The sequence below is a fragment of the Pseudomonas sp. AP19 genome, assembly GCF_001728855.1.
GTDB lineage: Bacteria > Pseudomonadota > Gammaproteobacteria > Pseudomonadales > Pseudomonadaceae > Aquipseudomonas > Aquipseudomonas fluorescens.
Map to the genome: position 1 here is coordinate 165599 of NZ_LXJP01000001.1, position 14075 is coordinate 179673.

Annotated in this window: 7 protein-coding genes and 1 pseudogene; 2 read left to right on the forward strand and 6 right to left on the reverse strand. The window is 61.5% G+C overall.

Translation table 11 applies throughout. The annotated features are described in order from the left end of the window. Positions 1-34: 34 nt before the first annotated feature. From mscK to A7D21_RS36520, 4 genes and pseudogenes are all read right to left on the reverse strand, one after another. The gene (gene mscK / locus A7D21_RS00770) at positions 35-3373 is read right to left on the reverse strand and encodes a mechanosensitive channel MscK (RefSeq protein WP_053253985.1); all 3339 of its coding nucleotides are present in this window, start codon (positions 3371-3373) and stop codon (positions 35-37) included. Between the two features lie 56 nt (positions 3374-3429). Next, positions 3430-5172: a potassium/proton antiporter gene (locus A7D21_RS00775; protein ID WP_069550863.1), complete on the reverse strand. Its 1743-nt coding sequence runs from the start codon at positions 5170-5172 to the stop codon at positions 3430-3432. 240 nt (positions 5173-5412) lie between these two features. Beyond that, a complete protein-coding gene (locus tag A7D21_RS36515) occupies positions 5413-6285 on the reverse strand; it encodes a methyl-accepting chemotaxis protein (protein WP_371850830.1) in 873 nt (290 codons plus the stop codon). A 30-nt stretch (positions 6286-6315) separates the two neighbouring features. Continuing rightward, a pseudogene (locus A7D21_RS36520) lies at positions 6316-7092 on the reverse strand (MCP four helix bundle domain-containing protein); the annotation flags it as partial. Positions 7093-7315: 223 nt separating this feature from the next. On the opposite strand from A7D21_RS36520, the gene A7D21_RS00785 reads away from it, so the two are divergent. Beyond that, on the forward strand, positions 7316-7546 hold the full coding sequence (locus A7D21_RS00785) for a hypothetical protein (protein ID WP_038844376.1): 231 nt from the start codon (positions 7316-7318) through the stop codon (positions 7544-7546). Beyond that, complete coding sequence (locus tag A7D21_RS00790; protein ID WP_053253988.1) at positions 7543-7836, forward strand: cell division protein ZapA; 294 nt, start codon at positions 7543-7545, stop codon at positions 7834-7836. Before A7D21_RS00785 ends, A7D21_RS00790 begins: the two co-directional genes overlap by 4 nt. Here the strand turns inward: A7D21_RS00790 and A7D21_RS00795 are convergent. Then, positions 7833-9635, reverse strand: coding sequence for an acyl-CoA dehydrogenase (locus A7D21_RS00795; protein WP_069550864.1), 1803 nt, complete (start codon positions 9633-9635; stop codon positions 7833-7835). The genes A7D21_RS00790 and A7D21_RS00795 overlap by 4 nt on opposite strands. 213 nt (positions 9636-9848) lie before the next feature. After that, positions 9849-13802, reverse strand: a complete 3954-nt coding sequence (gene putA / locus A7D21_RS00800) for a trifunctional transcriptional regulator/proline dehydrogenase/L-glutamate gamma-semialdehyde dehydrogenase (protein ID WP_069550865.1) — start codon at positions 13800-13802, stop codon at positions 9849-9851. Positions 13803-14075 lie beyond the last annotated feature (273 nt).

Here is a 14075-nt window from a genome sequence, read left to right on the forward strand (position 1 = left end):
AGAATGTCCGAGCATTCTGCTGGGGATAGATGCGTTAGTCGAGTTTGCTTGGCGGCGGCTCTTGCACACCGCCGTCGTTGGCGGGCTTGGCCGGGGTGTCGACTTCCACCAGTTTGTATTCCTGGCCGTGGAGGTTTTTCAAGTAGACCTCCATCTGGCGGAACGAGATGTTGATGTGGTGGTGCTTGAACTCACGGTTGATAAAGCGGTTTACCTCGTCGATCACTGGGTTGCGGTCACCCAGGTCGCGCACGTGCATGCGCAGTTCGTGGTCGAGGGTGCTTTCGCCGAAGTTGAGGAAGTACACATGGGGTTCCGGCTCTTTCAGCACGCGTGGGTTTTCCCTGGCGGCCTTGAGCAACAGTTCCTTCACCAGGTCCAGGTCTGAACCGTAGTCCACGCCCAGTTTCAGGGTGACGCGGGTGATGGTGTCGGTCAGCGACCAGTTGATCAATTGCCCGGTGATGAAGGTTTTGTTCGGGACAATGATGTCTTTGCGGTCGAAGTCGGTGATGGTGGTGGCACGGATGCGGATCTTGCTGACTGTGCCCGACAGGTTGCCGATGGTGATGGTGTCGCCGATGCGCACCGGGCGTTCGAACAGGATCATGATGCCGGAGATAAAGTTGGCGAAGATCTCCTGCATCCCGAAGCCCAACCCCACCGACAGCGCTGCCACCAGCCATTGCAATTTGTCCCAGCTCACGCCGAGGGTGGACAGCGTGGAGACGAAGCCGACGCCGGCAATTACATACGACAGCAAGGTGGTTGTGGCGTAGGCACTGCCCTGGGCCAGATCCAGCTTGGACAGCACCAGCACCTCAAGCAGGCCGGGCAGGTTGCGCGCCAGGGCAAAGGTGATGCCGATGATGATCGACGCGCCGAGCAAGTCGCCGATACTGATCGGCACCATGCTGATATTGGCGCCGGTGCCGCTGGTGTATTCGTAGAGCGTGACGTTGTCCAGGTAGGAGAACACGGTGATCAGGTCTTTCCACACCCAATACAGTGCCGCGATAAACCCGCCGAGCAGGGCCAGGCGAATCAGGCGCATGGACTGTTCGTTGACTTGCTCGATGTCCAGGGTCGGTTCTTCTATCACCGCTTCGCCGTCACCGGCTTCCTTGGCGGCCTGGCGTTTGGCCAGGGCGCGCGCATAGGCCAGGCGCCGTGCGGCCACTCCCAGGCCGCGTACGAAGGTGGCCTCGATGACCAGCCAGAACATCAGCAGGTACAAGGTGTTGATCAAACGGTCGCTGAGCTTGAGCGCGGTGTAGTAGTAGCCAAAGCACACGGCGATAAACAGGGCGATGGGCAGGGCGGTAAACATCAAGCCTACGGCTTTGCGAAACAGCGAGGCTTTTTCGTGGGTCGGGCTGTTCAGCAGCAGGCGGCCCAGCAGCCAGGCCATCAGCGCATAGCAGGTCAGCACCACGCCGATGCCCAGCACGTCGTCGGCCAGCGCGGCCGGCTGGTGCTCGGCGATCGCCACCACCGCCACCAGGGCCAGTACCACCAGCCCGAGCTTGCGTACCCATCCTTGCAGAAAGTGCACCTGAGGCCGTTCCCAGCGGAAGTGCAGCTCTGCCACGCCGCCTGGGGCGAGTATCCGGTACGCGGTATAAAACACCAGCCATGCCTGAGCGATCTGCAACAAGGCAGCGCCCAGGTTGGCGTTTTGCCCACGGGCGTCAATCTGCAGGGCGTAGCCGCACAGCGCCAGGCCCAGGGACACCGGCATTGCCAGCAGGATATTGATCAGAATCGCCTGCGGCGTGTGCCACTGGCTGTCGCGTTTGAAGTGGCCGATGTCCAGGTGCACCTTGTTCAGGCGCTGGTACAAGGCTTTGCGTCGCCACAACAGCGCGCCGATCAATAGCAGTAATGGCAGGAACAGCAGCGGGCGCTGGGTCAGGCCGTCATACAGTTCGCTGACGCTGGAGGCCCAGGGCAGGGTGGTGACTTGCTTGCTCAGGTGGTCCGGTACGGTTTCCAGCCACTCGGTGTCCAGCGGCTTGTTGCTGGGGATCCAGAACATCTGCTCGTCGAGGGTCGCACGCAGGTTAGTGGCGGTGCTGAGCAGTTGTTTCTGGTTCAGTTGCAGGGTGATCGATTCGTTCAGCAGCGCGCTCAGCTCACGGCTCAGGCGCTCCAGCAGGTCGCTGCGGGTGATTGCCAACTCCAGCAGGGTGCGTCGCAGTTGCGGCGTGACGTCGTCGGGTGGCTGATTGGCGAGCAGGTTATCCACATACGTGCTGGGGGTGCTGATCAGCTCGCGCTGCTGGTTGACCTCGAACTGGTACAGGCGAATGTTGGCGATGTCGTCTGCCAGGTTGCGATCCACGGTGAGGCGTGGCAGCGCCTGCTTTTGTTTATAGAGGATCTTGGAGAGCAGCAGGCTGCCCTTGAGCACGTTGATCTGCTCGTCCAGCGCCGAGTCGCTTTGGGTCACGGTGTCCAGTTGCTGCTTGGTCTGCAGGTTTTTCTGGGTCAGGTCGTTGAGGCGGTCGGTGCTTTTGAGCAGGTAGTCGGAGAGCTTCAGGTTGGCTGCGCTCTCCGTGGCCAACAGGCTGCTGCCGCCGGCTTTCTGCGCTTCGATGGATTGTTGGGTAACGGTCTGCTGGGACTGGGCCAGGCGTTTCTGGTTGATCAGGGTTTGCAGGTCCTGGATCTCTTGTTCCAGGCGCGCGGTTTTTTCCACCACCAGATCGTGCTGGCTGTTACCCAGGTCTTGCAGCTGGCTGTTGCCGGCCAGTTCCTGGCGACGCAGCGGGATCAGGGCATTGAGGGCCGCGAGTTCGGCGTTCAACTGGTTGCGCTGGTCGCCGCTGAGTGACTTGCCGTTGTCTTTGCCGGCCTTGAGGATCGTGTTGATCTGCTGGATGCGCGTCTGGCTGCTGCTAATTTCAGTCTGGGCGCGCTCGGGGCGGGTTTGGGCGGCGATGGTCAGGCTGTTGGCGTCGGCCAGTTCTTTTTGCAGGTCGCCTTGCTGGGTGCTGCGCTGCACCAGCAATTGTTCGAGCTGCGGCACCGGCAGGGTGGCGTAGCGTTGGGCCACCGGGATGATTTTGGTGGCCTTGAGCCGCACCAACTCACGCTGGTTATCGGTGGTCTGACGCGGAGCGGCTTCCAGCTGACGCTTGAGGTCGGTGAGGCGCTGCTCGTAATCCTGCTTGTTGCCCAGGTAGGTCAGGGTCTGTTGCAGGATTGTTTGCAGCGCCTTCATGTCGGCGTCGGGCAGCTTGCGGTCGGGCAGCTTGTCCAGCGTTTGCTGGATGGCGTCGGCGCTGGGCGGGTCGGCGGCATAAACGCTGCCGACACAAAGGGTCAGGCCGAGCAGGGCAGTGGCGATGAAGGTGCGCAGAGTTGTCATGGATACCGATCGAGCAAGGTAAAGAAGGTGGGGGCGTGGCGCCATAGCCCCGCAGTTTAGAGGAAGAGTCCAGGGCCTGGACGACTTCCTTCGGGGAATTTGACGCCGACTTTTCCGATCTTGTTCCCGTCCATGACCGCGACGGTCCACAGGGTGTTGTTCCACTCCACCTGGTCGCCCACGACCGGCGCGCCGCCGACTTTCTGGGTGATGAAGCGGCTCAATGGCATATCCGGGTCGATGCCGTCCAGTTTGAGGCCGTACAACGCCGAGACCGCGCCCAGTTGGGCGTCGCCTTCGAGCACGAAATCGCCGAAGAAACGCAGGTCGAGGCCGCGTTGCGGTGCCTGGCTGAACAGCTTGCCCAGCGCCGGAAGGTTGTGTTCGTGGCCAATCACACAGAGCAAATCGTCGACTTCCAGCACCGTACTACCCGACGGGTGGAGCAGTTGCTGGCCGCGGAACAGCGCCGCGATGCGGGTGCCCTCGGGCATTTTCAGTTCGCGCAGGGCCGCGCCGATGCACCATTTCTCGGCGCCCAGGCGGTAGACGAACAGCTCCCACTCGCTGGTGACGTGCACTTCCAGGGCTGCGCGGGAAATCGGCGCAGGGTCCGGCGGTACGGTGACTTTCAGCAGCTTGGCTACCCACGGCAGGCTTGTGCCCTGCACCAGCAACGACACCAGCACGATAAAGAACGCCAGGTTGAAGTACAGCTGCGCGTGAGGCAGGCCGGCCATCAGCGGGAACACGGCGAGGATGATCGGCACCGCGCCGCGCAGGCCGACCCAGGCGATAAAGGCTTTTTCACGATCGTGGAAGGCTTTGAACGGCAACAGGCCGACCATCACCGACAGCGGCCGCGCAAACAGGATCATCCACAGCGCCAGGCCCAGGGCCGGCAGGGCGATCGGCAGCAAATCATGAGGTGTGACCAGCAGGCCCAGCACCAAAAACATGCCGATCTGTGCCAGCCAGGCCATGCCGTCGAGCATGTGCAAAATGCCATGACGGCTACGCACCGGGCGGTTGCCGATCACCAGGCCGCACAGGTACACGGCGAGGAAGCCGCTGCCATGCAGAGCGTTGGTCAAGGCAAACACCACCAGGCCGCCGGCGATCACCAGAATCGGGTACAGGCCGGTGGCCAGGTTGATGCGGTTGACCATTTGCAGCATCAGCCAGCCGCCGCCCAGGCCGACGATACCGCCGATGCCGAATTCACGGATCAGGTGGCCCAACAGGCTCCAGTGCAGGCCGGTTTGGCCGCTGGCCAGCATGTCGATCAGGGTGACGGTGAGGAACACCGCCATCGGGTCGTTGCTGCCGGATTCGATTTCCAGGCTGGCGCTGACCCGTTCGTTCAGGCCCTTGCCGCCCAGCAGCGAGAACACTGCCGCGGCGTCCGTCGAGCCGACGATGGCGCCGATCAATAAGCCTTGAATGATATTCAGGTCAAACAGCCAGGCCGCGGCCATGCCGGTGAGGCCGGTGGTAATCAACACCCCCACCGTGGCCAGCGACAAAGCCGGCCAGAGTGCCACGCGGAAACTCGCCACCCGTGTGCGCAAGCCGCCGTCGAGCAGGATCACTGCCAGCGCGAGGTTGCCCACCAGGTAGGCGGTCGGGTAGTTATCGAAGATGATGCCGCCGCCGTCGACGCCGGCGGCCATGCCGACCGCCAGGATGATCACCAGAATCGGGATGCCCAGGCGTGAGGAAAGAGAACTGACCAGAATGCTCGCACCCACCAGCAACGCGCCGATCAAGAACAGGCTGTTGATGGTCGTCGCATTCAAAGGCAGTACTCCAGAACGGGGAAGACGGGCGCGAACTGACCATGCAGTCTGCGTGCCAGCGATTCTAACCTGTTGAATTGCGGTGCTGTCAAAAAGCTTTTTCTGAATCGAACAGATCCAAATGTGGGCGCGGGCTTGCTCGCGAATACGGTGTGTCAGCCGGCAGATAGCTTGACGGGCACTCAGCACTCGCGAGCACGACTAAACACAGCTCGCACATTGTTGACCTGGGTGTGTCAGTTAAAGGCGAAAGCGTCCCACCATCCCATTCAAATCCACCGCCAAGCGCGACAGCTCACTGCTCGCGGCACTCGTCTGGCTGGCGCCGGTCGCCGACTGCACCGACAGATCACGGATATTCACCAGGTTTCGGTCCACTTCCCGCGCCACTTGCGCCTGCTCCTCCGCCGCACTGGCGATGACCAGGTTGCGCTCGTTGATCTCGACAATCGCGGTGTTGATCGTATCAAGCGACATCCCGGCGCCTTTGGCGATATTCAACGTCGATTCCGCGCGCTCGGTGCTGTTACGCATCGAATCCACCGCATGCTCGGTGCCGGCCTGAATGCTGCCGATCATCCGCTCGATCTCGCTGGTGGACTGCTGGGTGCGATGGGCCAAAGCCCGCACTTCATCTGCCACGACGGCAAACCCGCGGCCGGCTTCACCGGCACGCGCGGCTTCAATGGCAGCGTTCAGGGCCAGCAGGTTGGTCTGGTCGGCCAGGCCGCGAATCACGTCCAGCACCTTGCCGATATCCCGCGATTCATTCGCCAGCTCGCCAATCAAGGTGGCCGTGGCTTGCACGTCGCCGCTCATGCGCTCGATGGCGCTGACAGTTTCCTGCACCAGATCACGGCCGTCACCGGCGGAAGTGGTCGCATTGCGCGACGCTTCGGAAGTGCTCACCGCATTGCGCGCGACTTCTTCGACGGCGCTGGTCATCTCGTTGACGGCGGTGGCGGCTTGTTCGATTTCATTGTTTTGCTGGGTCAGGCCGCGCGCACTTTCGTCGGTGACGGCATTCAGCTCTTCCGCTGCCGACGCAAGCTGGGTGGCGGAACCGGCGATGCGTTGCAAGGTGTCGCGCAGCTTGTCTTGCATCTTGGCCATGGCCGCCAGCAGGCGGCCGGCTTCGTCGTTGCCGTCGACGTTGATCGGGCGCGTCAGGTTGCCTTCAGCCACTTCCTCGGCGGCTTCCAGGGCCTGGGCGATTGGCAGGGTGATGCTGCGGGTCAGCAACCACGCGAACAACAGGGTCAACGCCGTGGCAATAATCAGCAGGCCCACCACCAGGTCGAAGGCCATGTCGTACTGGTCTTTGGCCTCCTGGTTAGTCGCGTTGGCCATCTTGTTGTTGATGTCCAGCAGGCGCGCCAACACCGAATTGACCTGCTCGGCGTTGCTCAGCAACTCGGTGTTGAGCAAGGTGCGCAGCTCGTCGATCTGGTTGGCGCGAGACAAGCTCTTCATGCGCTCCTCGATCTGATGGTACTGGCTGAGCAAACGCACGTATTCGTCGTAGGCGGCACGCTCTTCGCTGCCTTCGATGAGTTTTTCGTAGGCGCCCTGAGCGGCGCGGATCTGCTGGTTGCGCAGTTCAAACGCTTCCAGGGTCTTTTGCTGCACGTCCGGCTCGCGGTTGGTCAGCAAGCGGTAGGACAACACCCGCAGGCGCAGGGTCAGTTGGGTGAACTCATCGAGGGCGCGAATGCTTGGCACGCTCGACAGCGTGATGTCTTCGGTGGCTGCGCGAATCTTGCTCATTTGGTTCAGGGCGAACACACCGAGAAACAACATGAGTGCGCCAATAAACGCGAAGCCAAGAAAGGCCCTCGGCGCGATGTTCATATTACGAAGAGACATGCTGGAATCCTGGGGAGAAGCGCGATCCGTGCGGCCGTGAGACGGGGTGTGCATCAGCTATCGGCCATGCGACTAAAGTCTTAAGGCCGCGTGCGCTTTTGTCGCATCTGACGAGCAGTTGCGCGGATTCAGGAACCAGATCGGGTAAATGCAGTCACTAAGGCTCGAAAGTGCGGCCCGGCCCTTAAAAAACGGGCTGCGCGCCGGGGATAACCCTGGCATCCGAGGTGAATTTTCTTTATCGTCACCGCCCTTTGAAAATGCCCGAGAAATCAAAATGTTAGAAGCATCCCTCAGCCAATTGGAACAACTGGTCAGCGACCTGGTACAGCAGAATCAGGACCTACTGGGCAGCAACGAATCCCTCAAGGCGGAACTGGCCCGCGCCAAGGATGAAAACGACAGCCTGCAACTGAACCTGATGGAGCAGGAAGAAAAGCACGGCGCCACCGCCGCTCGCATCCAGGCGTTGGTTGAGCGCGTGAGCGCAGGGCCTGTCGGCGCATGAATGAAGGGATAAAGGTCGTTTCGATTCTCGGAGAGGATTACTCGATCAAGGCGCCGGATGGGGGGGATCAAACCCTGATGCACGCCGTGACCATGCTCAAGGCGTCCCTGGCCACCACCAAGAAAAAGTACCCGACCCTGATCGGTGACAAATTATTGGTACTGGCCGCACTGAACCTGTGCGCCGAGCAGATCGAAATGCAAAAGCACCACCAGCAGGAACTCGACCGTTACCAAGAGCAAGTCAGCGCCACGGTCGACGTGATTTCCAAGGCGATCGGAACGCCTTAGAACCACTCATCCTGCATCCCCAGGCACGTGTCATCGCGTGCCTCCAGAATCGTCAGTTCATGATGGCAACTCGGCACTTCCCAGGTCAGGAAGTACCGAGCGGCCTGGAGCTTGCCTTTATAGAAGGCGACATCGGCCGCATTGCCCCTGGCCAAGCCTTCTTCGGCGCGAATTGCCTGCTCCAGCCAGCGCCAGCCAATCACCGTGTGCCCGAATACCTTCAAGTACAGCGCCGAATTCGCCAGGCTGCTGTTGACCTTGCCTTGGGCCAGATCGGTCAGCAGGCCAATGGTCACGCTTTGCAGGCGTGCCACCAGGTGTTCCAGGGGTTCTCGCAATGCCGTCAGTGATGCGTGTTTCTGAGCACGCGCGCCGGTGTCGGCGATCAGGCGGATCAGCTGTTTCAACCCCGCACCGCCGTTTTGCGCGAGTTTGCGCCCGAGCAAATCCAGCGACTGGATGCCGTGGGTCCCCTCATGGATCGGGTTCAGGCGGTTGTCGCGGTAGTACTGCTCCACCGGGTATTCGCGGGTGTAGCCATGGCCGCCGAGAATCTGGATCGCCAGTTCATTGGCCTTGAGGCAGAACTCCGACGGCCAGGATTTAACGATGGGCGTCAGCAAGTCGAGCAATTCGTGGGCGTGCTTGCGCTCGGCATCGCTGGCCAGCGTGGTGGTGTCGTCGAACAGCCGCGCCGCATACAGGCCCAGGTCGAAGGCGCCTTCTACGTAAGCCTTTTGGGTCAGCAGCATGCGCTTGATATCGGCGTGCTGGATGATCGCGACCGGCGCGGTGCTCGGGTCTTTGCTATCGGGCAGGCGCCCTTGCGGACGTTCGCGAGCGTACTCCAGCGAGTAGAGATAGCCGGCGTAACCCAGCATCACCGCGCCCATGCCGACGCCGATGCGCGCCTCGTTCATCATTTGGAACATACAGCTCAGGCCCTGATGGGGTTTGCCCACCAGATAGCCGACACAGTTGCCGTTATCGCCGAAGTTAAGTGCCGTCGACGTGGTGCCACGCCAGCCCATCTTGTGGAACAGCCCGGCCAGCAGCACGTCGTTGCGTGGGCCCAGACTGCCGTCGTCGTTGACCAGGAATTTGGGCACGATAAACAGCGAAATGCCCTTCACCCCGGCCGGTGCATCCGGCAACTTGGCCAGCACCATGTGCACGATGTTTTCCGACAGCGGATGATCGCCACCGGAGATGAAAATCTTATTGCCCTTGAGCCGATAACTGCCGTCGGCAGCAGGCTCGGCGCGCGTACGAATATCCGACAGCGACGAGCCGGCATGCGGTTCGGTCAGCGCCATGGTGCCGAAGAAACGGCCGTCGATCATCGGTTGCAGGAAGCGCTGTTTCTGTTCCTCGGTGCCGAAGCTTTCGATCAGGTTGGCGGCGCCCATGGTCAGGAACGGGTAGGACGTGGAAGCGGCGTTGGCCGACTGGAAGTGCGCGAAACAGGCCTGGGACAGCAAGGTCGGCAGTTGCATGCCGCCGGCTTCGAAACTGCGGGCGGCGTTCAGAAAGCCGGCTTCGAGGAACGCGTCCACGGCGGGTTTCACTTCCGGGATCAGGATCGCCTGGCCGTCTTCATAGCGCGGTTCGTTTTCGTCGTTCTTGCGGTTGTGCGGTGCGAAGAACTTCTCGGCAATGCTGCGCGCGGTGCTGATGGCGGCATCGAAGGTTTCACGGTTGTGTTCGGCAAACCGCTCGCGCTGAGTCAGGCCCTCGGCATCGAGGACTTCGTACAGCTCGAAAGCCAGATTGCGGGAACTGAGCAGCGTCTCGGACATGGCGGCTTACCTGTAGGGGAATAGGCCAGAGTCTAAGTGTGCGAATGGAGGCTGGATAGCAAGATTGATTTGCGTGATGGAAGGGCAGAACGAGAGAAGGGCGCTGCGAGTGCGGTCAATGTGGGAGCGGGCTTGCTCGCGAATGCGGAGTGTCAGTCACCCAATGTACTGACTGATTTACCGTATTCGCGAGCAAGCCCGCTCCCAGATTAGTTAGCCGATGGTCATCAGGCTGGCGTTACCACCCGCTGCAGCGGTGTTAACGCTCAACGCACGCTCGATCACCAGGCGTTCAAGGCCTATCGCGGTTTCACCCTGCGACAAACCATGCACCCCGACAATCGCCCCGCCGCGCTGAGCCACTTGCTGGCAAACGGCGCGCAATTGGTCGGAATCGCCGTGGTGCAAGACGGCGTCGAACACCACCTCGTCCTTGGTCCAATCAGCAACGCGCTTGATCTTCGCCTGAATCTCTCTTGGCAGGCGTGGGAACAAGGCCTTGGTCAGGTCGGTTTCCGGCCAGACCGCCGAACCGCCGACGGCCAATACCGCCGCCAGTTGCGTCAGCAGGTCGCCTTCCACTTCCGCCAGGCACAACACGTGCTCGCGGGGCAGGATGGCGTAACTGTTGCGCTCGCCGGTCGGGCCGGCCAGTTGGCGGGTGATACCGCTTTGCGATTGCACGGCGAACTGGCTGCACAGGGCGCTCAGGTCGCTGAGCTTGTGGCTGTCGGCCCAGGTTTTCAGGGCGGTCAGCGGTAGGCTCATGGCGTCGCGCAGACGCACATCCGGTGCGGCCAGCTTGTCGCCACGCACGAAGGATTGCTCGATGGCATCCGTAGGGCGAGTCGACAGCAGGCGGTACAGGTACAGCGGGCCACCGGCTTTCGGGCCGGTGCCTGACAGGCCTTCGCCGCCGAACGGCTGCACACCAACCACGGCACCGACGATGTTGCGGTTGACGTAGACGTTACCGGCATGGACGTTGTCGATCACCTTGGCGATGGTCTCGTCGATGCGCGTGTGCACCCCAAGGGTCAGGCCGTAGCCGGATGCGTTGATCTGCGCGATGAGCTGGTCGATCTCTTTGCGCTTGTAGCGCACCACGTGCAGCACCGGGCCGAAGATCTCCCGTTGCAGTTCGTCGAAGCTTTCCAGCTCGATCAGGGTTGGCATCACAAAGGTGCCACGCTTGATCTCTTCGCCGTCGGCAATTGCCACCTGGTACACGGCGCGGCCTTTGTCACGCATGGCCTGGATGTGTTTCTCGATACCCGCCTTGGCTTCGGCGTCGATCACCGGGCCTATGTCCACCGACAGGCGCTCCGGGTTGCCCAGGCGGCATTCAGCCATGGCGCCCTTAAGCATTTCGATGACACGGTCTGCCGAATCTTCCTGCAGGCACAGTACACGCAGGGCCGAGCAACGTTGGCCGGCGCTGTCGAAGGCCGAGGACACGACGTCAATCACCACCTGTTCGGTCAGTGCCGAAGAGTCGACGATCATCGCGTTCTGGCCACCGGTTTCGGCGATCAGCGGAATCGGACGGCCCTGGGTATCCAGGCGACCGGCGACGCTGCGTTGCAGCAGGCGCGCCACTTCGGTGGAACCCGTGAACATCACGCCTTTGACGCGATCATCACCCACCAGGCGCGCGCCGACGGTTTCGCCCTGGCCCGGCAGCAGTTGCAGCACGCCTTCCGGGATGCCGGCCTCGAGCAGAATGCGCACGGCCTGCGCAGCCACCAAGGGTGTTTGCTCGGCTGGCTTGGCCAATACCGGGTTACCGGCGGCCAGTGCCGCAGCAACTTGGCCACTGAAAATCGCCAGCGGGAAGTTCCACGGGCTGATGCAGACCACCGGGCCCAGTGGGCGGTGGGCGTCGTTGGTGAAATCGTTACGGGCCTGCACCGCGTAGTAGCGCAGGAAGTCCACGGCTTCACGCACTTCGGCGATGGCGTTGGCAAACGTTTTACCGGCTTCGCGAGCCAGCAGGCCCATCAGCGGCTGAATCTCGCCTTCCATCAAGTCGGCGGCACGCTCCAGGATCGCGGCGCGTTCGGCGGGCGGGGTGGCCTGCCAGATCGGACCGGCGTTAATGGCGCACTGGAGGGCGTTGTCGACGTCTTCGACAGTGGCTTCCTGTACATGGCCGACCACATCGCGCAGGTCAGATGGGTTCAGCACAGCGACGGCGGCTTCATTGCTGGACGCACAACCGAGCATCGGCGCGGCTTTCCAGTCGTTGTGGGCCGTGGCCAGCAAGGCGCAAGACAGCGAGGCCAAGCGGTGTTCGTTGGCCAGGTCGATACCGGCCGAGTTGGCGCGGTCGCTGCCATACAGGTCGCGCGGCAATGGAATACGCGGGTGTGGCAGACCGAAGCCGCCTTCCAGCGTCGCCATTTGCTCGATGCTGGCCACTGGATCGGCCACCAGCTCCTGAATCGAGATGGACTGGTCGGCAATCCGGTTGACGAACGAGGTATTGGCGCCGTTTTCCAGCAGGCGGCGCACCAGGTAGGCGAGCAGTGTTTCGTGGGTGCCGACCGGTGCGTACACGCGGCACGGACGGTTCAGCTTGCCATCGGAAACCTTGCCTACAACCTGCTCGTACAGCGGTTCACCCATGCCGTGCAGGCACTGGAACTCGTACTGGCCGGGGTAATAGTTCTGACCGGCGATATGGTAGATGGCCGACAGTGTGTGGGCGTTGTGCGTCGCGAACTGCGGGTAGATGACTTCCGGCACCGACAGCAGTTTGCGTGCGCAAGCAATGTAGGAGACGTCGGTGTACACCTTGCGGGTGTAGACCGGGTAGCCTTCCAGGCCTTCAACCTGGGCACGCTTGATTTCGCTGTCCCAATACGCGCCTTTTACCAGGCGGATCATCAGGCGATGGCGGCTGCGGCGCGCCAGGTCGATGACGTAGTCGATCACATACGGGCAACGCTTCTGGTAAGCCTGGATCACGAAACCGATGCCGTTCCAGCCGGTCAGTTGCGGCTCGAAGCACAGGCGTTCCAGCAGGTCCAGCGACAGCTCAAGGCGGTCGGCTTCTTCGGCGTCGATGTTCAGGCCGATGTCGTACTGCTTGGCCAGCAAGGTCAGGGACAGCAGGCGCGGGTACAGCTCTTCCATCACACGCTCGTATTGCGCACGGCTGTAACGCGGGTGCAATGCCGACAACTTGATGGAGATGCCTGGGCCTTCATAAATCCCACGGCCGTGTGAGGCTTTGCCGATGGAGTGAATGGCTTGCTCATACGAGGCCAGGTACTTCTGCGCATCGTGTTCGGTCAGTGCGGCTTCACCGAGCATGTCGTAGGAATAGCGGAAACCCTTGGCTTCGAACTTGCTCGCATTGGCCAGGGCTTCGGCGATGGTTTCGCCGGTGACGAACTGTTCGCCCATCAGGCGCATGGCCATGTCGACGCCCTTGCGGATCATCGGCTCGCCGCTCTTGCCGATGATGCGGCTCAGGGACGAGGTCAAACCCGCTTCGTTGTGGGTGGCGACCAGTTTGCCGGTCAGCAGCAGGCCCCAAGTCGCGGCGTTGACGAACAGCGACGGGCTGTTGCCCAGGTGCGGCTGCCAGTTGCCGGTGCTGATCTTGTCGCGGATCAGCGCGTCGCGGGTGCCTTTGTCCGGGATACGCAGCAGCGCTTCGGCCAGGCACATCAGGGCCACACCTTCCTGGGACGACAGGGAAAATTCTTGCAGCAGGCCCTGAACAATACCGGCACGGCCGCCGGCACTCTTCTGATTGCGCAGTTTTTCAGCAATCGACGCGGCCAGTTTGTTGGTGGCCTCGGCCATTGCCTGCGGCAGGCGTGCCTGCTCGATCAGCATTGGCACCACTTCCGGCTCAGGGCGGCGGTAAGCGGCGGTGATCGAGGCGCGCAGTACCGATTGCGGCAGGATGCTCTCGGCAAACTCCAGGAAGCACTGGTGGGCGTGGTCGGGCTGGATGTCGCCAGCGTCTTCAGCGTCCTTACTGCCCAAACCATTGAGCTCGGTCAGGGTTGCACCACCCTCAAGTTTCTCCAGGTAATTGAAAATCGCCTGCTTGATCAGCCAGTGCGGCGTGCGATCAATGGAGGTCGCGGCCGCCTTCAGGCGTTCGCGGGTCGGGTCGTCGAGTTTGACCCCAAGGGTGGTCGTTGCCATCTTTTTATCCTCATGGGTGCCACTACCGAGTGGCATCTGCTGGCGGCAAGATTAGCTTTGCCCAACAAGAGGTGCAACCGGGTGCAACCCTTTTTGTTCAGGAAATTTTCGACGCTTCACAGGAAAAAATCCGGCCTTCAAGCGAATTGGCTTCGCTTTGGTGCATTTGCTTCTGAGATCGGCAGTTCTTGCTCCGAAAAGGAGCAAAAAACACGGCTTTTCGACGATTTGCGCTAAGGTGCAACTTAATCTCAAGAAACTGGTTGCACCTTA